Source organism: Enterococcus sp. 3G6_DIV0642 (assembly GCF_002140635.1).
GTDB lineage: Bacteria > Bacillota > Bacilli > Lactobacillales > Enterococcaceae > Enterococcus_D > Enterococcus_D casseliflavus.
On record NZ_NGLH01000001.1, the window covers coordinates 1,614,965 to 1,638,887 of the forward strand.

Consider the following 23,923-nt stretch of genomic DNA (forward strand, 5'->3'; position numbering starts at 1 on the left):
AGTTTAAGGAAGCGTGAAATATCTGCAAATTTCATGATAAGGGCTTGAAATCAAAATTTTATTTGATAGAATAGCAATAGGTATACGTATATTCGCATTGAATAAACTGCCTATAAGTTCTATCCGTTCAAAGTGGGAGAAAGCAATCAAAGATAGATACTTTGATTGCTTTTTTCTTTGTGGTATTATAATTCTATTGTAATTAAACGAAACGAGAGAGGTCGTTTTTCGTATTCAAAAGAGAGAGTGATTTTTGATGAGTCAGGAAAATTTTCTTCCCATATTATTAGGAAGCGATATGAATGTTTATGGTATGGCCAGAGCATTCCACGAAGCATATGGCATTCAATCAGTTGCCTATGCTGGTGCGGAACTTGCGCCAACCCGCTTTAGTAAAATTGTTACAATCAATCAAGTGGAAGGTTTTGACCATGATCCCGGATTCACTGAGACGTTGATCAAGTTAGGAAAAAATACTTACAACGATCCTGCCATGAAATATTTATTGATTCCCTGCGGAGATGGCTATGCAGAACTGTTAGCGAAGCATAAAGAAGAATTGAAGCCTTATTATACCTTTATTGCCAATGACTATTCCCTATTAAAACGGTTGATCAACAAAGTAAGTTTTTACGAAGTCTGCGAGGAATATGGCTTGCCTTATCCTAAGACCTTCATTTTAACACCTGAACTGTTGACGGAAGGAACATTCAAAGGAGAGCTGCCTTTTGATTTTCCTGTGGCTTTGAAACCAGCCAATAGTGTCGCGTGGCTGTCAGTTGATTTTGAAGGACGCAAAAAAGCCTTCATTATTGACAATCGAACAGAATTTGAAGAAATTGTTTCTCGCATTTATCAAGCGGGCTATCAATATGAAATGATCGTCCAAGATTTTATTCCTGGGGATGACAGCAACATGCGGGTCTTAAATGCCTATGTTGATGAGAATCACGAAGTTCGCGTGATGGGCTTAGGTCATCCTTTATTAGAGGATCCAACGCCTGGAGCTGTTGGGAATTATGTCGTGATCATTCCAGATGAAAATGATCAAATCTATCAAATGATCCGTAAGTTTTTAAAAGAGATCGAATATGTTGGATTTGCCAATTTTGATTTGAAATATGATGCGCGAGACGGTCAATATAAATTATTTGAAATCAACTTGCGTCAAGGAAGAAGCAGTTTCTTTATTACCTTAAGCGGATTGAATCTGGCGAAGTTCATCACAGAGGATTTAGTTTTCGATAAACCTTACACAGAAACGGTTTATGGCAAAGCTGACGCGTCTGAAGCGAAATTATGGCTAGGGGTACCAAAAAACATTTTCTTGACTTATGCAAAAGAAAATCCTGCGAAAGAACGAGCAAAAAAATTATTAGCAGAAAATCGCTGGGGAACGACTGTCTTTTACAAAGAAGACTTATCTCTAAAGCGTTGGATTCTATTAAAGAGAATGTTCCATCTGTACAACAAACGATTCAAAACGTATTTCCATACGAAAGAAGGCTAGAAGATGGAGAATTTTTTTAGTATTTTAGGCGGCATGGGAACGTTAGCGACGGAAAGTTTTGTCCGCATTTTAAACCGACGGACACAGACCCATAAAGACCAAGATTACTTGAACTATGTTTTATTCAATCATGCGACAGTCCCAGATCGAACGGCATATATTTTAGACAACACGTTAGAAAACCCTGTTCCATATTTAATGGACGACATCGAAAAACAAAATTTGTTAAAGCCAAATTTTATTGTGTTGACTTGTAACACCGCCCATTATTTTTTTGATGAGCTGCAAGCTGCCACTGAGATCGAGATTTTGCATATGCCTCGTGAGGCGGCGAAAGTCGTCTTTGAAAAAGGCGTCACTGGAAAAGTGGCCTTTCTTGGGACAGAAGGCAGTGTCAAAGCCGGCATCTATGAGAAAGAATTGCGGAAGTTCGGACTTGACGTCTATCTTCCAGAGCCAGCGATCCAAAAAAAGGTCAATACATTGATCTATGATCGAATCAAAGAGAATGATCATTTGGATCAAGAACTTTACTTTGAGATACTGGAAGAAGTCACCGAACGCATCGGCTGTGAAAGCGTAGTGCTCGGATGTACCGAGTTGTCCTTAATGGATGAATTTGTGACTGACAATCCGTATCCAGTCGTTGATGCCCAATCCATTTTAGTTGATCGGACGATCAAAAAAGCATTGGCAAATCGCCAAGCAATCTAAAGCTGATAGCGACGTTAGCGGCATTTTTTGAGCTAACGTCTTTTTTTATGCCGGTGTTCCAATGATACGCCCGGCATGATATAATAGAGTTGTTTCAGAAAGGAGTTTTACCTATGACTGAAGTGGATCATTTAGAATTGGTCATTATTACTGGGATGAGCGGAGCCGGCAAAACGGTCGCTATCCAGAGTTTTGAAGATATGGGGTACTTTTGTATCGATAATATGCCCCCAAGCTTGATCCCTAAATTTTGGGAACTGATCAAAGAATCAGGAAAAGTGACGAAAATTGCCTTAGTTGTCGATCTGCGTTCAAGATCGTTTTTTGAAGAAATCCAAAGTATGCTGATCGATATTGAAAACACGAATTTTATCGACACACGGATGCTCTTTTTAGATGCATCGGACAATGAATTGGTGTCAAGATACAAAGAAACGAGAAGAGCACATCCATTAGCGATGGATGGCTTAGTTACGGAAGGGATTCGCAAAGAGCGAGCGATCTTAAACGATTTGAAGACGCGTGCCAGTATTGTTATCGACACAACGACGCTGACCCCAAGGCAACTGAGAGAAAAAATCAATCAAGAATTTCGTGCTTCTCATGAGACAGGGTTTCGTATTGAAATACTTTCGTTTGGCTTCAAGTATGGCTTGCCGATCGATGCTGATATCGTGATGGATGTTCGTTTCTTACCGAATCCCCATTACATTCCAGAGTTGCGTCCCTTAACAGGCAAAGATGAACCCGTGTATGAGTACGTCATGTCTTTTCCAGAAACGGAAGAATTCTATCAGCAATTTAGTACACTGTTGCAAACGATCATGCCAGGCTATGTCAAGGAAGGCAAAAGCAGCTTGACGGTGGCTATCGGCTGTACTGGGGGCCAACACCGTTCAGTTGCATTATCTGAGCGCATCGGTGCGGTTTTGGCAGAAGATTATCGCGTCAATATTACTCATCGCGACAAAGATAAGCGTAAAGAGACGGTGAATCGTTCATGAAAATGAAAACATACCGGATCAGAAAGCCGAAGATCGTTGTGGTAGGTGGCGGAACTGGGTTACCAGTCATCCTGAAGAGCTTGCGGAATCAGGGTGTCGACATCACAGCGATCGTTACGGTCGCTGATGATGGCGGTAGCAGCGGCGAGATTCGCAATTTGGTTTCCTCTATCTCGCCACCGGGGGATCTGCGCAATGTTTTGGCGGCTCTATCTGATATGCCGCAACTGTATAATGATATTTTTCAATACCGTTTTAAAGCCGAAGACAAATTTTTAGCCAATCATGCCCTGGGGAACTTGATTATTGCGGCGATTGCTGAAATGCGCAGCAGTACCTATGAAGCCATTCAAATTTTGTCAAAAATCATGCATATCGATGGACGAGTTTATCCTTCGTCAGATCTGCCATTGGTGTTGCACGCTGTTTTTAAAGACGGCACCGAAGCGGTAGGAGAGTCCAAGATCGCGGTTGATCGCAAAACGATCGATCGGGTCTTTGTTCGTAATCAAGAAAATAATGATGAGCCGAAAGCAGCTCGTAAAGTTGTTTCTTCAATTATGGAGGCAGATATGATCGTCTTGGGTCCTGGTAGTCTCTTTACTAGTATTTTGCCCAATCTCATGATCAGCGAGATCGGCCAAGCAATGTTGGAAACACAAGCTGAAACGGTTTATATTTGTAATATCATGACCCAAAAAGGGGAAACTGAACACTTTAGTGATGCCGACCATGTGCGGGTCCTGCATAAGCATTTAGGCAAACCCTTTATTGATACGGTGTTAGTCAACACCGAGAAAGTTCCAGAAGGGTATATGAACCCAGAGATTTATGATGAATATCTTGTACAAGTGAAACACGATTTCCAAGGACTGCGAGAAGAAGCCAGCCGTGTCATTTCAGCTGACTTTCTGGAGCTTAGAGATGGCGGAGTTTTTCATGACGGAGATAAAGTGATTGAAGAACTTCTACGTATCGTTTACGGGGCCAAAATCTAAGAAAGGAGGGATTTTTTTATGTCCTTTGCAGCAGAGGTAAAAAAAGAATTGACCGCATTAGAAGTTCATCGCGAACATGCCAAGGCAGAATTGGCCGCTTTGATTCGGATGAATGGGTCATTAAGTATCAATAACCAACAATTTGTTTTAAACGTTCAAACAGAAAACGCGGCGATTGCCAGACGCATCTATTCGTTACTAAAAGATCATTACGACGTGCGCAGCGAATTGCTGGTCCGTCGTAAGATGAAATTAAAAAAGAACAACGTTTACATCGTTCGTTTGAAGCAAGATACACAGCGCGTGCTTTTGGACTTAGATATCATGGACGGGCTGATGTTTCAAAGCCATGTTTCTGATGAGATCATGGGCAATACTCAAAAAATGCGTTCCTATTTACGAGGCGCTTTCATGGCATCTGGGTCCATCAACAATCCAGAAACCAGCCGCTATCATTTAGAGATCTATTCCATCTACGAGGAGCATAACCAAGATATTTGCGATATGCTAAACGCATATGGATTGAATGCCCGTCCATTAGAACGCAGAAATGGGTATATCTCTTACTTGAAAGGCGCTGAGAAAATCGCTGATTTTTTGACACTGATCGGTGCCACCAATTCCATGCTGAAATTCGAGGACGTGCGGATCGTGCGTGATATGCGTAACTCAGTCAACCGTTTGGTGAATTGCGAAACCGCCAATATGAACAAAACGATCGACGCTGCTTCGAAGCAGATCGACAATATCGAATTTATTCAAGATCGAGTTGGCTTGCAAGCTTTACCTGAAAAGCTGCAAGAAATCGCCGAATTACGTTTGGAACATCCCGAGGTCAGCTTGAAAGAGCTAGGAGAAATGATTCCATCAGGAGCGATCTCGAAATCAGGAATTAATCATCGCATTCGAAAAATCAACGAATTTGCCGATCATCTTCGGGAACAAGTCAGCTAGTCGAATGGAATAAAAATGAATCAAAAAACAGGAGCCGATTTGACGTGGAAGTTCGCGTCAAATCGGCTCCTGTTTTTTGTTAGTGGTTATTCATTGATCAATGCAGTTAATTCCTCAGCAGAGATCGATTCATCAAAAATGTGCCCATCTAAGATAATCGTTGGCACAAATTGAATGTTGGCGTTTTTCGCTTCTTCCACAATTTCTCCTGCGATCGCAGGATGGTTTTGTTCAGATAGCCCTAAGGTATTTTTCGCATATTCTGCCACTTCAGGTAAAGATAAATGACCCCATTCGTCTTGTGTTTGATAAATTTTTGTGATCTCAGCGATCGTTGCCTGAGGATCTGTACTGGAAACAAAGCGGTGCATCACATTGCCTCGTTGCAATGATTCTTTTTCTTTGTCGAATAGTTTGATGACACGGCGTAGTTTCCCAGCTGCGACAGCTTCACCTAAGATCGGTAACGATTCCTCAAACCATTGCCGACAGTAAGGGCAGCGCAAATTCATAAATTCGACGATCGGTTTAGCGGAAGGGTCTCCGATATGTATCCCTGTTACCGCATTTGTTTCTTGTGCTTTGATGATTGAAATATCCATTAAGATTCCTCCTTTTTCTTTTAGTTTACCGAAGTTTCTGCTGAAAGAAAAGCCTCAGGTCTTTTGATTTAAGTCTGTGAAAAGAGGGGGAGAATGAGCTGAATACTATGTATTTCGTTTCACGAAATTATGAAAAATCCCCTGACTGTGCTTTTATATTCCTTGATTTTCGGCTATAATGAATTGTGTTTTATTGTGCAAAATGATGATTAAAGGATGTTATATAGATGAGAAAAAGAAAAACAATGGATGGCAATACGGCAGCAGCCTATATTTCCTATGCCTTTACGGAACTTGCGGCGATCTATCCGATAACCCCTAGTTCAACCATGGCTGAATTAGTGGATCAGTGGTCTGCTCAAGGAAAGCATAATCTTTTTGGGCAGCCGGTGAAAGTGGTTGAAATGCAATCTGAAGCAGGGGCGGCCGGTGTGGTTCACGGCTCATTAAAAACGGGCGCCTTAACGACGACCTATACGGCATCCCAGGGACTTTTATTAATGGTACCAAATATGTACAAGATTGCTGGGGAAATGCTGCCAGGCGTCTTTCATGTCGCCAGCCGAGCAGTGACCACCAATGCTTTGAATATTTTCGGAGATCATACCGACGTAATGGCCACTCGACAAACAGGCTTTGCTATGTTAGCGGAAAGCAGTGTCCAAGAAGTAATGGATTTAGCGCCAGTCGCTCATTTAGCAGCTATCGAAGCCAATATACCTTTTTTAAATTTTTTTGATGGTTTCCGAACCAGTCACGAGATTCAAAAAATAGAGGTCTTAGATTATGAGGAATTGGCGCAGTTGGTCAATCATGAAAAATTGGCTACCTTTCGACAAAAAGCCATGAACCCGAATCACCCGACGACGAGTGGAACGAATCAAAATACTGATATCCATTTTCAACAGCGGGAAACGATCAATCAGCATTATCAAACATTGCCTGAGATCGTTCGTTTTTACATGAAAAAAATCAATGCTTTAAGAGGAACCAACTATGATTTAGTGGATTATTATGGTGCTTCGGACGCCGAAGAAGTCATCGTTTCGATGGGGTCCTCGACGCAAACGATCCAGCAAACGGTGGATCATTTATGCGCTTCAGGCCGCAAGGTGGGGGTCTTGTCGATCCATTTGTATCGACCATTCCCACTAGAAGTCTTCTTAGAAAAACTACCTGCTACCGTTAAAAGTATCGCTGTATTGGATCGCAGCAAAGAACCTGGTGCCAATGGCGAGTCTTTGCTTTTGGATGTGCAAAGTGCCATGTATGATGCAGCGATTCGGCCGACGCTCATTGGTGGACGCTATGGTCTTGGGTCAAAAGATGTGACACCTGATCAAATCGTTGCCGTTTATGACGAATTGCTCAAGCCAAAAGCGAGCCAAAAGAAACGCTTCACCATTGGGATCACGGATGATGTGACGCAATTGTCGTTGCCATCAAAGGGCACGCTAGATCTAACTGATCCATCCACCTTCCAAGCGAAATTCTGGGGATTCGGCTCTGACGGGACCGTCGGGGCAAATAAGTCAGCAATCAAAATCATCGGTGACCATACCGAAAAATATGTACAAGGCTATTTCCATTATGATTCGAAAAAATCTGGTGGTCTAACGGTTTCTCATCTGCGATTTGGGGATACCCCCATTCGTTCTACCTATTTGATCGAACACGCGGATTTCGTTGCGTGTCATACGCCTGCGTATTTGCATACGTATGATTTGCTGAAAGGACTCAAAAAAGGCGGAACCTTTTTATTAAATACGACCTGGTCACAAGAGCAAATCTTAAAAAATTTACCGAAGAAAATGAAACGTTATCTTGCTGAAAACGAGATCCGTTTTTATACCATTAACGCCATGCAGTTGGCAATGGAAGTCGGCTTAGGTGGGCGGATCAATACCGCGATGGAAACAGCCTTCTTTTACTTGGCAAACATCATTCCGACCGAGGAAATCTTGCCGATTTTAAAAGAAGAGGCGCTGAAAAGTTATCGGCACAAATCGATGGCGATCGTTGAAAAGAACCAAGCAGCCATCGATCGCACCATCGAATTATTACAAGAAATCCCTGTTCCAAGCAAGTGGGCAACGATCGAAGTACCGAAGAGGACATCCACTGCTACAACACAATTTGTGCGGGAAATCGTGGAACCCATCAACCGTCAAGAAGGCAACCAACTAAGCGTGGGTACCCTCGTACGAAATCAAATGACTGAAGGGGTGATCCCTGTCGGGACAACAGCGGTTGAGAAGCGGGGCATCGCTGTTGAAGTGCCCGAGTGGCTATCAGATCGCTGTACCATGTGCAATGAGTGTGCTTTTGTCTGTCCTCATGCGGCGATCCGTCCGTTTTTGGCAGATGAAGATGAATTAACCGAAGCACCTGAAGGCTTTATCGTCAGAGAGATGCGAGGCGCGAATGGGCAAAAATATCGAATTCAAGTTTCCGTTGAAGATTGTACAGGTTGCGGCCTTTGTGTGGAAGTATGTCCCGCCAAAGGGAAAGCTTTGACGATGCGTCCTTACGAAGAACAAAAAGAACAAGCTTTAAATTGGGCTTTTGCGATGACTTTACGTCAAAAAGAAAATCCAGCAAAACCAGGAACTGTTTTGGGCTCTCAATTCAATAAACCTTTGTTGGAGTTCTCTGGTGCTTGTGCGGGCTGTGGGGAAACCCCCTATGTGAAACTATTGACCCAAATGTTTGGTGATCGCATGATGATCGCCAATGCGACCGGCTGCTCTTCGATTTGGGGTGGAACCTCACCAGTATCCCCTTATACAACCAATCACTTAGGACAAGGGCCAGCTTGGTCAAACTCGTTGTTTGAAGACAATGCCGAATATGGCTATGGCATGTTCTTAGCCAACCAAACCCGACGGGAGAAATTAGCGGCCCAGCTGCAGTCGTTGAAAGCCAATGTATCAGAAGAATTGCAGGCTTTGATTGATGATTGGGACCTTCATCGAGAAGAAAGTGCTGGGACGCAACAGCGAGCAGCAAAATTGATCGCCGCCTTAGAAGCTGAAGCTGCCACAACACCTCAGCTGAACAAAATCTTGCAGGAGAAAGATTTGTTTGTTAAGCCAAGCCAATGGATGATAGGCGGTGACGGCTGGGCATATGATATTGGGTTTGGCGGTATCGATCATGTCCTCGCTTCTGGTGCAGACGTCAATATTCTCGTGTTAGATAATGAAGTCTATTCTAATACAGGGGGGCAAGTCTCTAAAGCGACACCGACTTCGGCCATTGCTAAATTCGCTGCGAGTGGCAAGTTTGTTTCCAAAAAAGATTTAGGAATGATGGCGATGACCTACGGACATGTCTATGTCGCACAAATCGCATCTGGTGCCAATCAAATGCAAACGATCAAAGCCTTTGAAGAAGCCGAGCGGTTCCCAGGACCGTCAATCATCATTGCCTATACGCCATGTATCACCCACGGTCTTGCAGGCGGAATGCGTCAATCCTTGAAAGAAGCACAAGAAGCAGTTGCATCGGGGTATTGGAGTCTCTACCGCTATAACCCGCTGTTGGCAGAAAAAGGGAAACAGCCAATGACACTCGATTTCAAAAAGCCAGCATTTGATCAAATGCCTGCCTTTATGCAGACACAAGTTCGATTTGCATCCTTGCAGTCTGCCAATCCGAATGCGGCGCAAGCATTGTTTGAAAAAACCGTTTCAGATGCGAAAACTCGTTTCTACAACTATGCCCGCTTAGCAGGTCAAGAAGAAAAAATACGAGCAAAGCTTGAAAAAAAGGTAAGTACTGATGCAGAACAACCAACGGCAGTAAAAACGGAGCGTGTACGAAGAGAAAAACAGCCGTTAAGCGAAGAACAGATCGCTGAAAGAGCAGCACGGCGTGCAGCGCGCGCAAAGCGCCGTCAGCAAGAGTAATCGCTCGCTGAGGAATGACCCTGAAAAACGGTTTGACCCGTTTTTCAGGGTCATTTGTTGTTTTTCCTAAGAAATGAGTGCAAGAAGCTCGTTTAGATGAAATCTTCTAAGACCTTTGACAAACAATGATTTCAGGATAATGGTAAACTAAGTAAAAGAGCTGTTTATTTTTTCAAAACTTTTTCATAAATTTGTTTTTTTTCAAATCTTTGAAGAGGTCCTATGTTATACTATTATCTGAAGTCTTAAGAATAAAGGAAGGCTGTTTATGTTGATAAATTTCAGGGATTTTTTTAATTTAGATTATTGGAGAGAATTGCTCTCATTTGATATATTTTCTTGGTCATTTTTAGTAAATGTTTTAGATGTGATCGTTGTTTGGTACTTGGTTTATAAGCTGATCCAGCTTGTGCGAGGAACAAAAGCGATCCAGTTGTTTAAAGGCGTCGGCCTATTCATTGTTCTAAGGTTTTTGGCAGGTATCGTAGGATTAAAGACGCTATCTTGGTTGATGGATCAAGTCATCACGTATGGGGTGATCGCCGCGATTGTTATTTTCCAACCAGAAATTCGACGAGGGCTGGAGCATCTTGGCCGTAGCTCTTTCTTCAAGACTTCTAAGAATGAAAAACGACGGGATGAAGTGTTGGTCCAAGCGTTGGACAAAGCTGTTCAATATATGGCAAAACGAAAAATTGGTGCATTGATCACGATCGAACGGACGACGGGGTTAGAAGAATATATTGAAACGGGGATTCCTTTAGATGCGGACGTGACGGGCGAATTACTTATCAATATTTTTATTCCCAATACACCGCTACACGATGGTGCAGTCATCTTAAGAGATGATAAGATCGCTGTTGCTAGTGCCTACTTACCACTGTCAGAAAGTCCGTTGATTCCCAAAGAATTTGGGACGCGCCATCGAGCGGCTGTCGGGATTTCAGAAGTTAGTGATGCGTTGACCATTATCGTCTCAGAGGAGACGGGAGACGTCAGTATTACCCTGAATAATCGGATGCTTACTGAGCTTTCGCGACAAGAGTATCTCGACGTGTTGAATCGCGAATTAGTGCCAGAAGAAAAGCCTGGTAAACGCAACTTGCTGCAATCTTTCTTTGAAGGGGTCAACAAAGGAGGAAGAAAATGATCAAGAAAGAACGTCGTCAAAACGTATTTTATGGTATACTAGCGCTGTTCTTTAGTCTGGTTCTGTTTTTCATCGCCAGCGGATCAAGCCTGCAAGTCAACCTTGCAGGAACTTCAAATCCTTATGAGGAAGAGATCGATAATGTACCGATTCAGACCACCTATGACACAGATGAATACTTTATCCAAGGATTTGAAACAACAGTAGACGTGACTTTGTCTAGTCGAAATCGGGTGCAATTGAATGCTGAACGTAGCGAGGAAACGCGGAGCTTTCGAGTAGTTGCTGATTTGACTGGACTTGATGAAGGAACCCATGAGGTCCCTTTAGAAGTGAAAAATCTTAGCTCAAGTGTGACAGCCGAAATCGAACCCAAAACCGTCACTGTGACGATCGAGAAAAAAGTCACCCAAACGTTTACCGTTGAGCCAGTCATCTCGACTGATGGAGCAACGAGTGGTTACGGCGTTGATTCAATGAGTGTTGAACCGCAAGAAGTAGAGATCACTACTGGCGACAAGACACTGGCAGAAATCGACCGAGTGGTAGCGATCGTGAATCCAGATGATATTACTGGCGATTCGATCACGGTGGATGGAACGATCGAGGCTTGGGATAGTGAAAACAATCCTTTAGCGATCATTCCTGAGCCAGATTCGGTCGATGTGGCATTGATGATGGAAGCACCAAGCAAAGAAATTGAATTGTTTGTCACTCAACAGGGGACAACACCAGATGGGATCTCTCATTACATCTACCGGATGAGTAGTATCAGTGCGGTGCTAACAGGACCACAAAGTATTTTGGATGAGACCCAGCAGATCGGTGTCCCAGTGGATGTTAGTGAGATCACAACCACGACCGAACGGACAGTAACGATTCCAGTACCAGAGGGAACAACGATCAATCCAACAGTTGTGACGATCCAAATCACTCCGGTTGCAGAAACAACTACTGAGAATCAATCAAACAATGATGGCGATGAAGCAACGAACAGTGCGAATTCTCAAGCCAATTCTTCGACAGTCGACACGACGCAAGAACAAACAGAGAATTCCGCAAGCAGCACGACGACAAGCAGTTCTTAGTCGTTTGACTGTAGAGAATGAATAAGAGAGGTTATTAAAATGGGAAAATATTTTGGTACTGATGGTGTTAGAGGAGAAGCAAACAAGGAGTTGACACCTGAATTAGCATTTAAATTAGGTCGTTACGGCGGCTATGTATTAAGTCAGCATGAAACTGGTGACCGCCGTCCCCGCGTTTTGGTGGGACGGGACACACGGATTTCTGGACAGATGCTAGAAAATGCATTGATCGCTGGACTATTATCTGTCGGGATCGAGGTATTCCAATTGGGTGTTATTTCTACACCGGGTGTTGCGTACTTGACGAAAGTGCAAAAAGCGAGTGCAGGTGTAATGATCTCTGCCTCTCACAATCCTGCACAAGACAATGGCATCAAGTTTTTCGGGAATGATGGCTTTAAATTAGTCGATGAACAAGAAGCTGAAATTGAAGCATTACTTGATGCGCCGGAAGACACACTTCCACGTCCTTCTGCCGATGGCTTAGGAACGGTGGATGAGTTTCCAGAAGGGTTGTTGAAATACTCTCAATTTCTACGTCAAACGATTCCTGATGATTTGGAAGGAATCACGGTGTGTGTTGATGCAGCAAATGGCGCAACAGCAACAAGTGTCAATCGTTTGTTTGCCGATCTAGAAACAGAATTCTTCACAATGGGGACGTCTCCAGACGGGTTGAACATTAATGATGGTGTGGGATCGACTCACCCTGAAGCGTTAGCTGAATTTGTCGTTGAAAAAGGGGCGGATGCTGGTCTTGCGTTTGATGGAGATGGTGATCGGGTCATCGCAGTAGATGAACTAGGAAACATCGTTGATGGCGATAAAATCATGTATATCTGTGCGAAATATTTAGCGGAGCAAAAGCGCTTGAACCAAGGAACGATCGTGACAACAGTCATGAGCAATTTAGGGTTCCATAAAGCAGTGGAAGCAATTGGACTGAAAGATGTCATCACACAAGTCGGTGACCGTTATGTCGTCGAAGAAATGCGTAAAAACGATTATAATTTTGGTGGCGAGCAATCAGGTCACATGATTTTCTTGGATTTCAATACGACAGGTGACGGTTTGCTATCAGGAATTCAACTATTGAATATCATGAAACAAACGGGCAAGAAACTGTCGGAATTAGCAGGAGAGGTAACAATCTATCCACAAAAACTTGTCAACATTCGAGTGACAGATAAAAATGGCGCGATGGATGTTCCAGCTATCCGTAAAATCGTGGAAGAGACAGAAGCAGAAATGAACGGCGAAGGCCGTATCTTGGTTCGCCCTTCAGGAACAGAACCATTGCTTCGAGTGATGGCAGAAGCGCCAACCATTGAAAAAGTCGATTACTATGTTGAAAAAATCGCAGCAGTCGTTCGAGAAGAAATCGGTGCGGAATAAATGAAGAAGTAAGACGATCAAAGATATCCTTTGGTCGTCTTTTTTGTCTACTTGCCAGCAAGTAGACAACTTGCGAAATAAATAAACTTGTTAACGGATTTGTCGACGACGCTTAAAAGGAACGCGCATTGGACAAATCTTGCGGAGCATAGTTGCTTTTAAAAGTCTTTTCGGATTTGTTGTGCAGAAAACCAGAAAAAAGAACCCCTATGAACGATCGAGTCATCGAACGAGGAGTTCTTTTTATTATACAGAAAATAACCAATTCGGTTTCAATCTTTTAAAAAACTTATTCAACGGTAACGGATTTTGCTAAGTTTCTTGGTTTATCAACATCGAATCCACGTTGTAAAGTAGCAAAGTAAGCCAGCAGCTGTGTTGGAACGACTGCCACTAAGCTGGTTACCAATGGGTGAACATTTGGCAAAATGATTTGATCAGTCGCTTTTGCTAAATCTTGACTAACGATCACAAGGGTGTGAGCCCCACGAGATTCGACTTCTTTCAAATTGCCTCGCGTATGAGAGCCAGTCACTTCTTCCGTGATCACACCGATCACTGGTGTACCTTCTTCGATCAACGCGATGGTGCCGTGTTTTAATTCACCAGCTGCAAAGCCTTCCGCTTGGATATAAGAAATTTCTTTTAATTTCAATGCCGCTTCCATCGATACATAGTAATCATTTCCACGACCAATATAAAAGGCGTTGCGGGTATCAGATAAGAAATCTTCAGCAAATTGACTGATAACAGCTTTTTCATCTACTAGAGCTTCCATTGCAGAAGCAACGATGCTTAGTTCATGGAAGACATCAAAGTCCAATGCTTCAGGAACAGCTTTTTCATCACCAATGGCTTTTGCTAACAACGTCATCACTGCGATCTGTGCAGTATACGCCTTTGTAGAGGCAACAGCGATTTCTGGACCAGCATGAAGCAATAAGGTATGGTTCGCTTCTCGAGAAAGAGTAGAACCAGTAACGTTGGTAATCGTCAGACTAGGAAGACCTAACTGGTTGATCGTCACTAATACTTGACGGCTATCTGCCGTTTCACCACTTTGTGATAAGAACAAGAAGAAGGGTTTTGCTGACAACAATGGCATGTTGTAGCCAAACTCACTAGATAAATGAACCTCAACAGGGATCTGTGTTAGTTTTTCTAAAATGGCTTTTGCTGCCCAGCCAGCATGATTGCTGGTACCACAAGCAATGATGTAGATCCGATCGCTCGCTAAAAGTTCGCTTTTTAACGCTGGATCGATCACTACTTCACCGGATTCTCCTTGATATTCTTGGATCAAGCGGCGCATCACAGTTGGTTGATCATCGATTTCTTTTAACATGTAGTAAGGGTACGTTCCTTTTTCGATGTCAGTCAGATCTAGTTGGGCTTCATAAGACTCACGGTACACAAGGTTTCCTTTTGGATCTTCGATTTCGATCGCATCGGCTGTTACGGTCACCATTTCGCCATCTTCGATCTCAACAAAGTGAGTCGTTTGATCGAGCATTGCTAAGGCATCGCTGCAGATGACATTGAACCCATCTCCCAAACCGATCAATAAAGGACTTTTGTTTTTGGCAACATAAATGGTTTCTGGATCATTTTTTTCTACTAAGGCAAAGGCATAAGAGCCGCGAATCAAGGACAAAGCTTTTTTAAAGGCTGCTTTGGTCGTGCTGTTGTCTTGCTCCTTCAATGCTTCAATCAAATGAACAACGATTTCCGTATCTGTTTGACCTTCAAATTGGTGGTTGCTTAAATATTCTTGATGAAGCTCTTCAAAGTTTTCAATCACACCGTTATGAACCAACACGAGTGCTTGGTTTGCTGAAGTGTGAGGATGAGCGTTCATTTCTGATGGCTTGCCGTGGGTCGCCCAACGGGTATGTCCGATACCGATCGTTCCTGTTACTTCAGAAGTCACTTTTTCTTCCAAGTTTTTGATTCTTCCTTGGGCTTTAATTAAGTGATCCGAAGTCCGATCAGCGACATAAAGACCTGCTGAGTCATAGCCGCGATACTCTAAGCGATCCAATCCGTTCAAAATAATTCGTTCTGCATTTGATTTTCCTACGATTCCTACAATTCCACACATAATGATAATCCTACTTTCAAAAAATTTAGTTTGGCATTATGTATTTCTATCTGCGTAGCAAGTCTTTGTCATCATCTTACGATGAGATTTGTTCTTGCCTGTAGAGTGCAGTCCCTAGAGTCATCCGCCGAATGTTTCGATAAACTCTTTCCTCGTCATCTGTTTCCAGATCAGGCGCTATCCTTATTGGTCTATCTATCCTCCTTGTGAGATATTTTATAGAAATACAAGCAATATCATAATATTTATTCCTGTTTCTGTCAACTGTAAGTTATATAAAAATAATTGGTATAGTTATTGGTAAGGTTGATTTGAACCTGTGTAAAGGAAATCAAAACAGCTGACATAGCTTTGTCGAATAAGATTCCCAAGAAATTTCCTCATAAAGCTATGCTTTTTTTTTTAAGTTCGCTACAATAAAAAAGTAAGAAAGTGAGGGAATGAAATGCCAGAATTTGTAAATTGTATGACTTTTTCCGAGCTAAAGAAAATGGTAGCTGCGATAGAAAAAGATCCTAATGTCACAGATGAAACAAAGGTCATGTTGGATACGGGCTGGGACAGCTTGCAAGAAATTTTGCCTGGATCAGTCACCGTGGAAACCGCGCAAACATTCGAAGTCCAAGATGAACTAACAAAGGAATTTTTTGGTGGCTACGTCTTAGCTGAAAAAAGCGAGAAATTTGATGCGGTTGGAGACGAAGAAGCAGTGATCGTCATCAAAAATCTATACTAAAAATGGGAAAGGTGAAAAGTTAGGTGGGAGAATGAATAAAAGAAGATGGATCGCAGTGGCGATCGCAGCAGGGTTATTTATCTGCTCGGGGGTTTTTTCAGTAATCACAAATCGTCCAGAGCAAGAGGAAACTCAGACGTTACAAGGGTTAAATGCTTTGTTCTATGGAAGTAATGCGATCGAAGAGACAACGTTAGTTGCCGGAGATCAAGACAATCGCATCGTTCGCTTATCTTTAGAAGGAACCATCGCCAGCAGCTCCAGTGGGGGCTTATTCACAACAGAATCTTATGATCATCAGCGATTTTTAGAAGAACTACGGATGATCCAAGAAGATCCAACTATTGGGGGCATCTTGATGGAAGTTAATACCCCTGGAGGCGGCGTCTATGAAAGTGCGGAGATCGCTCGGGAGTTAGCAAAAATCAAAGAGTTAGGGATTCCGATGTATGTCAGTATGAAAAACATGGCAGCCAGTGGCGGTTATTATATCTCGGCAGGTGCTGATAAAATTTTTGCAACGGATGAAACCATTACTGGTTCAATCGGAGTGATCATGTCAGGGCTAAACTATGCTGGCTTATTCGAAAAGCTAGGGATCGAAGACAATACGTATAAAAGTGGCGCGCTAAAAGATGTAGGTTCAGCAACGAGAGAACCAACAGAAGCCGACAAAGAAGTCTTGCAGACCTATGTCGACAATGCCTATGGTCGGTTCGTTAAAATCGTAGCAGAAGGACGCGGCATGACAGAAGAAGCCGTTAGAAAGATCGCTGATGGCCGTATCTATGATGGGCAGCAAGCAGTGTCCGTTGGTTTAGTGGATGAAATCGGTTTTCCTGAAGATACATTAGCAGCAATGCAAGCAGATCTAGGCTTGGAAGATGCCGAGATTTTCAGCTATGATGTTTCATCTACTGGATTTGCTTCTACTTGGTTAGGTTCAAGTTTAGCCGAACTACAAGGATTAAAAGAATCAAACACAGAGCGGGTGATCCAATTGATGGAAAGCCTTGGAACCAGCGATGCTCCGAAACCTCTTTATTATTATGGAGGTGAATGACTATGACAGAGAAAAACAAGTATTCCGCTGGCACATCGTCAACGGATGACAATCACACAAGTACGTCAATCGATCAAAGGGAACAGCGGGAAACCTCGACACCGTCAACCGATCATATGGATGTGCCAACTGAGGCACAGGTTTCAGAAACAACCGAACCAGTAACTGCCAACAAAGCGATGAGGAACACACAAGTAAATCATCCCGATGATTTTTACCAACAAGTCTTGACGTCTTTTAAGGAAGAAGAGTATACCCAAAGCGAGATCGAGGAAAAACAACAAGCCTGGCAACGGTACGAAGAACCTGAAAAACAGGCAGAAGACAAACGGTTCTTCAATGATTTTCCTAGCTACTTTTTTGCTGGGTTTTGGATTCGTTTCTTTGCTTATCTCGTTGATGTGTTGGTGATCCGAGCGATTACCCAAATAACGATCGGTAGTATCTACAATCTAGCGAATTTAACGGCAACCAATCAGCGGTTTGGCCTTTACAACATCTGTGCCTTAGCAATCTATCTAGGTTATTTTGTTCTAATGACAAAGCTAAATCATGGTCAAACCATTGGGAAAATGCTCTTTGGTATTCGAGTGGTTTCTTTTGTAGAGGAAGAACTCAGCTGGCAAACTGTGTTGATTCGCGAGCTTTGCGGACGCTACGTATTACAATTCAATCTTTTCTTTTATCTCGGTTATTTGCCAATCGTCTTTAATAAAAATAAGCAGCAGGCTGCGGATTATTTCGCAGAAACCAGTGTGGTGACCATTAATCTGATCAAAGCTTTCAATAAACAGGTGGATGCCAATCACGTAATGATTGGCGCACAAAACTAACTAGCAGATCAAGCAAGTAGTAAAGGAGGGATCGATAATGGGTGAGACGATTGATTTCCCAGGACCAAATGAACGGCTTCGGCTGGCGGCAGAAAAAGCCTACCAGTCAAAGGAGTTTTTGCAAGCTTTTCGCCTGTACAATGAACTCTATCAAAAAAATGCCAGTTTTGAGATCAATCAATGGCTGGTTGAATGTCTGCAGCAGTTGAATGATTTTGCCAAAGCGTTAGATCTGGCGGAAGACTATTTGGATGACTATTTAAAAGAAACCGACGGGTATTTACAAATTGGTCATCTGCTGATCTTGGATGGTCAGTATTTAAAAGCTCGGCGCTGGCTTACATTAGGTAAAAAAACAAAAATTGCAAGCCGCTATCAGGAACAGTTAGCAAGTGAATTAGCAAAGGTAGAAGAAGTGCAGCAAATTTTAGGGCTGGAAGATTTTCATGGGAAACGCAAGCATTTACGTACATTAGATGAAGCCAATCAACCGGTGAGTGCAACAGAATGGCACGTTTTTACCCAAGCCATTACCAAACCACAATTTGTCACGCTGATGCATGAAACGTTAGCTTCCATCAAAAATCCATATTTGCTGCCCAAATTAGTGGATGAGCTCGTGCGTCTTGAAGTGGACGAACCTTTTGAACTGAACGATTACCTTGGGAATATGCAGCAAATCGTTCCGAAAGAGTTAAAACTTTTGCAAGAAGATGCCGCTGTTAAAGCGATCCAGAAAGAGATTGACGAAACGATCGCCCAAGAAGATCCGATTTTAGCAGAAAGCGTCTCAGCAGAAATCAATGATCATTTAGCCATCAGCTACCCATTTTTACCTGCAAAAGAGGAGGCAAAAGCATGGGTGGCAAGCTACATTGAAGATTATCGTGGGTTATTTGAAGAAAAAGAACAGCCAAAAGCAGCGAATGAAATAGAAGAACGCAAACGACACCTACGCAATATCCTACGATTGAGCATTCGCTGAAAGAAAAATTCGCAACTTTCATGGTAAAATGTTTACAATTAAACAACGTTAGTGTACTATTTAAAGGTATGCATGAAGCTATTTCATATGTAAATCAATTAATATTCGGAGGGAAATAAATGACTGCAAAATGGGAAAAAACAGGCACCAATGATGGTGTTTTGACATTTACGATCGCTCAAGCAGAAATCCAAAAAGGCTTGACGACTGCATTCAATAAAGTGAAAGGCAATCTTAACGTACCTGGCTTCCGTAAAGGGAAAGTTTCACGCCAAGTATTTAACCGTATGTACGGCGAAGAAGCGTTGTATGAAGATGCATTGAACGCTGTTCTTCCAGAAGCTTATGAAGCTGCTGTAAAAGAAGCAGGGATCGATCCTGTTGCGCAACCAAAAATCGACGTTGACAGCATGGAAAAAGGCCAAGATTGGGTTATCAAAGCAGAAGTTACTGTAAAACCTGAAGTAAAACTTGGTGATTACAAAGAATTAACAGTTGAAAAACAAGACCGTGAAGTCACAGAAGAAGACGTGGATGCACGCATCAAACGTGAACAAGAAGCACAAGCTGAATTAGTTATCAAAGAAGACGAAGCTGCTGAAAATGGCGACACAGTCGTTATCGACTTTGAAGGCTTCTTAGGGGAAGAAACATTTGAAGGCGGCAAAGGTGAAAACTACTCACTTGAACTTGGCTCAAACTCATTCATCCCTGGTTTTGAAGAACAATTAGTAGGAACAAAAGCTGGTGATAGCAAAGACGTTACCGTTACTTTCCCAGAAGATTATCAAGCAGAAGATTTAGCTGGTAAAGAAGCAGTCTTCAAAGTAACTGTTCACGAAGTAAAAGCAAAAGTACTTCCTGAATTAGATGATGAATTCGCAAAAGACGTTGATGACAGCGTTGAATCATTAGCTGAATTAAAAGAAAAATACCGTGCTGAATTGACTGAAACAAAAGAAAAAGCAGCTGAAGATGCAAAAGATGAAGCTGCGATCCGTCAAGCAGTTGAAAACGCAGAAATCGTTGAATTACCACATTCAATGGTTCATGATGAAGTACACCGTTCAATGGATGAATTCTTGAACAACATGCAACGTCAAGGAATCTCACCAGAAATGTATTATCAATTAACTGGTTCAACTGAAGCAGATCTGCACACACAATTTGAAGGTGAAGCAGAAACCCGCGTGAAAACAAACCTTGTTATTGAAGCAATCGCTAAAGCAGAAGGTTTGGAAGCAACAGAAGAAGATATCGAAAACGAAATCAAAGAACTTTCTGAAGCTTACAACATGCCAGTGGATCAAATCAAACGCGTCTTAACAGAAGACATGTTGAAACATGATATCACGATGAAGAAAGCAGTTGAACTTGTCACAGGTACTGCAAAAGAAGCGTAAGCAAAATGCTTAAAAACGGCGAACATCTAGCGGTGTTTGCCGTTTTTTCTTGGGAGTAAGAGGGGCTAGTTTAACAATTACTAACAAATGATAAGAAAACGTTAGGCAACGTAAAAAGAACTTTTTCTTTCAAAAAAGTTATGATATGATTGTTTAAGACTGCAAAGTTAGTAAACAAAATTCCACTCCTTTAAATAGGTTGGAAAATTTTCAAGGGGTGAACAGTATGTACGATAATACAAACGGTAATGAAGCTGTTCGTTGTTCTTTTTGTGGCAAAACGCAAGAAGAGGTGAAAAAGATCGTTGCAGGTCCTGGGGTCTATATCTGTAATGAATGCATCGATTTGTGTAAAGAAATCATTGATGAAGAGTTTTACGAAGAAGCAATTCGTGAATTTACCGAAGTGCCGAAACCGCAAGAACTACTGAATGTTCTCAATGAATATGTGATTGGACAAGATCGTGCGAAACGGACACTGGCTGTAGCGGTTTACAATCACTACAAACGGGTCAATGTAGAAACGACAGCAGAAGATGTAGAATTACAAAAAAGCAATATTTGCTTGATCGGACCAACAGGTTCTGGGAAAACATTTTTGGCACAAACGTTAGCACGTTCACTAAACGTGCCTTTTGCAATCGCTGATGCAACCAGTTTGACAGAAGCCGGCTATGTCGGTGAAGATGTGGAAAACATTCTTTTGAAACTGTTACAAGCTGCTGATTATAACGTAGAAATGGCAGAAAAAGGAATCATCTATATTGATGAGATCGATAAAATCGCCCGTAAGAGTGAAAATGTATCGATTACTCGTGACGTATCCGGTGAAGGCGTGCAGCAAGCATTGCTGAAGATCCTAGAAGGAACGACTGCTAGTGTACCGCCACAAGGTGGACGAAAACATCCACATCAAGAGATGATCCAAATTGATACCACCAATATTCTCTTTATCGTTGGTGGGGCGTTTGACGGAATCGAAACCATCGTTAAAAACCGTTTAGGTGAAAAAACAATTGGTTTTGGCACGAACAATAAGCGCCTTGAAGAAGGCGAAAGCGTGATGCAGCAAATCATTCCTGAAGACTTGCTTAAATTCGGTTTGATTCCTGAATTTATTGGCCGCTTGCCAGTGATGGCTGCCCTAGAGAAATTAACAGTAGATGATTTAGTGCATATTTTGACTGAACCAAAAAATGCGCTGGTCAAACAATACCAAAAGTTAATGGCATTAGATGACACCGAGCTTGAATTTGAGCCAGAGGCTTTGCGTGCCATTGCTGCGCAAGCCATTGAGCGAAATACCGGTGCTCGTGGGTTGCGTTCGATCATCGAGAATATCATGATGGACGTCATGTTCAATGTCCCTTCTGATGAGTCGATCCAAAAAGTCACCATCACGGAAGAAGCGGCAAAAGGACTTGGTGAACCAAAAATCATTTACAATGAAGAGACCAAAAAAGCAGTCTAATCGAGACCAAGTCGGATAGTTTCATTGCTATCCGGCTTTCTTTTTGAAAAAATAGAAAGGAGCGATTCGATGAAAGTACATGATGCTGAAATCGTCATCAGTGCCGTTTCTCCAGCACAATATCCAGCTACACCTTTACCGGAGATTGCCTTAGCAGGCCGCTCAAATGTCGGAAAGTCATCCTTCATCAATACATTGATCAATCGTAAAAATTTAGCCCGTACCTCATCAAAACCTGGGAAGACGCAAACGCTGAACTTTTATTTGATTGAAAATACGCTGCATTTTGTCGATGTCCCCGGCTACGGCTATGCAAAAGTATCTAAAACAGAGCGAGCGAAATGGGGGAAAATGATTGAGACATATCTTGAACAAAGAGAGCAGCTGCGTGCAGTCGTATCTCTTGTTGATTTACGTCATGCCCCCTCACAAGAAGATATTCAAATGTATGAGTTTTTGAAATACTACGAGATTCCAGTGATCGTGGTCGCCACCAAAGCAGACAAAATCCCTCGCGGGAAATGGAACAAGCATGAAAGTATGATCAAAAAAGCATTGTCCTTTGACCCAGCAGATACGTTTATCCTATTTTCTTCCATTACCAAACAAGGAAAAGAAGAAGCGTGGAAAGCGATTGAAGCAGCAATAAAATAATTATCAATTAGGAAACCGAAGCAAGAAAGTCCCTTGCTTCGGTTTTTCTCATTTTACAGTGGAAATTAGCTGATTTACGCTATTCTACGTAGCATAGAGTGCTAAATTTGCCCAATTTTAGCGAAAATCTCCTTGATATTTGTTAAACTTGTAACAAGGAGGTGTGGTCGAATGCATGAATCATTAAGCAAAAAATTAAAAGAGTATCGATCAAAATATAACTTAACACAGAAGGAATTAGCTGCAAGGTTATTTGTTTCTGATAAGGCCATTTCAAAATGGGAACGAGGAAATGGGTTACCAGACATCGAGACATTGGTTCGTCTAGCCGATTTACTAGGCACACCCGTGGAAGAGCTATTAAAAGAAAAGAAAGAAACCTACTATTATGAATACAAAAGTGAACGGACGGTTCTGCGGCTTCCATTAATGCACATTTTGATTCCTAATTTATTCTTACTACTGAATCAAGTGACGAGCGTTCGAGAGTTTTTTGTTCTAATGAAAGAGCTACCAACTGCCAGCGGCTGGTTTAGCCTTGGTGTCAAAGCCAAAGGGGTTATTGCTTTGGGGATTGTGAGTTTAGGCTTTTTATCGATTGGCTTATTGTCCTTCGGAATGCTGGGGATTGGGACAGTCAGCACCGGTGTCATTGCAATAGGGAACCTCTGTTTTGGCTTTTTAGTTGGGATTGGCAATCTTGCTGTCGGCTCGATCGTTGTTGGTAATCTAGGCATTGGCTGGCTCGCTCTAGCAAATGTCGCAATTGCTTGGATTGGGGTTGCTAATTATGGTGTAGGGAGCTTTATGGCTGTTTTACCCTCAAATTCAACCACGGAAGATTTTAACCAAGCGATTCAACAACTCATAGTCTCAGAGATCCCTGACTTGATTAAAACCACTATCTTTGAACCAATGATTCGTTTTACAAGCTCACCGATTTTTGTGATGATCTTCGTGGTGACGATCTTAGCAACCATCTTTTTTATTCTTTGCTTGTTGACCATCGGCTTGGTGCGATTACGTCAAAGCATGTTGTATGAAGAGCTATAAGAAAACCTCTAGATGCCGTTTCTGATCGTTGAACATATGTAGCTTCAGGGGCTCATTTTCTGTTACCACAAGTAAAAAAGGCAAGGGACTATGGAGTCCTTTGCCTTTTTTATTAGTCTGCTTTCTTACTATCTTTAGGTTGTGTTTTTTTCTCTTCAGCAGGTTCGTTTTTCAAGAAACGCTCAATATCGTTTTCCTGTTTTTTCTTGTCTTTGTCGTTATCGGGAAGAAAGGCAAAATCATCAAACATTTTATCTAGCGAGTCTTCTCGTTGGAATTTTAAGCCCATAGGTTCACC

Annotated in this window: 20 protein-coding genes; 17 read left to right on the top strand and 3 right to left on the bottom strand. The window is 42.2% G+C overall.

Annotated features, from left to right (window positions below; all coding sequences use genetic code 11):
• Window positions 1–256 precede the first annotated feature (256 nt).
• From A5878_RS07695 to whiA, 5 genes are all read left to right on the top strand, one after another.
• A complete protein-coding gene (locus A5878_RS07695; RefSeq protein ID WP_086295234.1) occupies window positions 257–1,510 on the top strand; it encodes a carboxylate--amine ligase in 1,254 nt (417 codons plus the stop codon).
• 3 nt (window positions 1,511–1,513) lie between these two features.
• The gene (locus A5878_RS07700; protein WP_086295236.1) at window positions 1,514–2,224 is read left to right on the top strand and encodes an amino acid racemase; all 711 of its coding nucleotides are present in this window, start codon (window positions 1,514–1,516) and stop codon (window positions 2,222–2,224) included.
• A 113-nt stretch (window positions 2,225–2,337) separates the two neighbouring features.
• Entirely contained in the window at window positions 2,338–3,228 is an 891-nt protein-coding gene (rapZ, locus tag A5878_RS07705; protein ID WP_005225952.1) for an RNase adapter RapZ, read from the top strand.
• Window positions 3,225–4,226 (top strand): YvcK family protein, encoded by a 1,002-nt coding sequence (gene yvcK, locus A5878_RS07710; protein WP_086295238.1) that lies wholly within the window; start codon window positions 3,225–3,227, stop codon window positions 4,224–4,226. The genes rapZ and yvcK overlap by 4 nt, the downstream gene beginning before the upstream one ends.
• Window positions 4,227–4,244: 18 nt before the next feature.
• Window positions 4,245–5,180: a DNA-binding protein WhiA gene (whiA, locus tag A5878_RS07715; protein ID WP_015509605.1), complete on the top strand. Its 936-nt coding sequence runs from the start codon at window positions 4,245–4,247 to the stop codon at window positions 5,178–5,180.
• A gap of 86 nt (window positions 5,181–5,266) precedes the next feature.
• Here the strand turns inward: whiA and A5878_RS07720 are convergent, their stop codons facing one another.
• Window positions 5,267–5,782: a DsbA family protein gene (locus tag A5878_RS07720; protein WP_086295240.1), complete on the bottom strand. Its 516-nt coding sequence runs from the start codon at window positions 5,780–5,782 to the stop codon at window positions 5,267–5,269.
• 227 nt (window positions 5,783–6,009) lie between these two features.
• On the opposite strand from A5878_RS07720, the gene nifJ reads away from it, so the two are divergent.
• From nifJ to glmM, 4 genes are all read left to right on the top strand, one after another.
• Window positions 6,010–9,693: a pyruvate:ferredoxin (flavodoxin) oxidoreductase gene (nifJ, locus tag A5878_RS07725; RefSeq protein WP_086295242.1), complete on the top strand. Its 3,684-nt coding sequence runs from the start codon at window positions 6,010–6,012 to the stop codon at window positions 9,691–9,693.
• 268 nt (window positions 9,694–9,961) lie between these two features.
• On the top strand, window positions 9,962–10,843 hold the full coding sequence (gene cdaA / locus A5878_RS07730; RefSeq protein WP_005235688.1) for a diadenylate cyclase CdaA: 882 nt from the start codon (window positions 9,962–9,964) through the stop codon (window positions 10,841–10,843).
• Window positions 10,840–11,931 carry a YbbR-like domain-containing protein gene (locus A5878_RS07735; protein WP_005225958.1) on the top strand — a complete coding sequence of 364 codons (1,092 nt, stop codon included), beginning with the start codon at window positions 10,840–10,842 and terminating at the stop codon, window positions 11,929–11,931. Before cdaA ends, A5878_RS07735 begins: the two co-directional genes overlap by 4 nt.
• A 39-nt stretch (window positions 11,932–11,970) precedes the next feature.
• Window positions 11,971–13,326 carry a phosphoglucosamine mutase gene (glmM, locus tag A5878_RS07740; protein ID WP_005225959.1) on the top strand — a complete coding sequence of 452 codons (1,356 nt, stop codon included), beginning with the start codon at window positions 11,971–11,973 and terminating at the stop codon, window positions 13,324–13,326.
• Window positions 13,327–13,615: 289 nt separating this feature from the next.
• Here the strand turns inward: glmM and glmS are convergent, their stop codons facing one another.
• A complete protein-coding gene (gene glmS, locus A5878_RS07745; RefSeq protein WP_086295244.1) occupies window positions 13,616–15,427 on the bottom strand; it encodes a glutamine--fructose-6-phosphate transaminase (isomerizing) in 1,812 nt (603 codons plus the stop codon).
• A gap of 445 nt (window positions 15,428–15,872) precedes the next feature.
• Here glmS and A5878_RS07750 point away from each other — a divergent pair, with 445 nt between their 5' ends.
• From A5878_RS07750 to A5878_RS07785, 8 genes are all read left to right on the top strand, one after another.
• A complete protein-coding gene (locus A5878_RS07750) occupies window positions 15,873–16,163 on the top strand; it encodes a hypothetical protein (RefSeq protein WP_005225961.1) in 291 nt (96 codons plus the stop codon).
• 31 nt (window positions 16,164–16,194) lie between these two features.
• Window positions 16,195–17,226, top strand: coding sequence for a signal peptide peptidase SppA (sppA, locus tag A5878_RS07755; protein ID WP_086295247.1), 1,032 nt, complete (start codon window positions 16,195–16,197; stop codon window positions 17,224–17,226).
• 2 nt (window positions 17,227–17,228) lie between these two features.
• Window positions 17,229–18,059, top strand: coding sequence for an RDD family protein (locus tag A5878_RS07760; RefSeq protein WP_086295249.1), 831 nt, complete (start codon window positions 17,229–17,231; stop codon window positions 18,057–18,059).
• A 37-nt stretch (window positions 18,060–18,096) separates the two neighbouring features.
• Entirely contained in the window at window positions 18,097–19,044 is a 948-nt protein-coding gene (locus A5878_RS07765) for a hypothetical protein (protein ID WP_086295251.1), read from the top strand.
• A 119-nt stretch (window positions 19,045–19,163) separates the two neighbouring features.
• Window positions 19,164–20,447, top strand: coding sequence for a trigger factor (tig, locus tag A5878_RS07770; protein ID WP_086295253.1), 1,284 nt, complete (start codon window positions 19,164–19,166; stop codon window positions 20,445–20,447).
• Between the two features lie 226 nt (window positions 20,448–20,673).
• Window positions 20,674–21,918: an ATP-dependent Clp protease ATP-binding subunit ClpX gene (gene clpX, locus A5878_RS07775; RefSeq protein ID WP_010748174.1), complete on the top strand. Its 1,245-nt coding sequence runs from the start codon at window positions 20,674–20,676 to the stop codon at window positions 21,916–21,918.
• A 69-nt stretch (window positions 21,919–21,987) separates the two neighbouring features.
• The gene (gene yihA / locus A5878_RS07780) at window positions 21,988–22,572 is read left to right on the top strand and encodes a ribosome biogenesis GTP-binding protein YihA/YsxC (RefSeq protein ID WP_005225967.1); all 585 of its coding nucleotides are present in this window, start codon (window positions 21,988–21,990) and stop codon (window positions 22,570–22,572) included.
• Between the two features lie 171 nt (window positions 22,573–22,743).
• On the top strand, window positions 22,744–23,625 hold the full coding sequence (locus tag A5878_RS07785; RefSeq protein WP_086295255.1) for a helix-turn-helix transcriptional regulator: 882 nt from the start codon (window positions 22,744–22,746) through the stop codon (window positions 23,623–23,625).
• Window positions 23,626–23,737: 112 nt separating this feature from the next.
• On the opposite strand, the gene A5878_RS07790 is transcribed toward A5878_RS07785, so the two are convergent.
• A complete protein-coding gene (locus tag A5878_RS07790) occupies window positions 23,738–23,914 on the bottom strand; it encodes an SPJ_0845 family protein (RefSeq protein WP_254777463.1) in 177 nt (58 codons plus the stop codon).
• Between the last annotated feature and the right edge of the window lie 9 nt (window positions 23,915–23,923).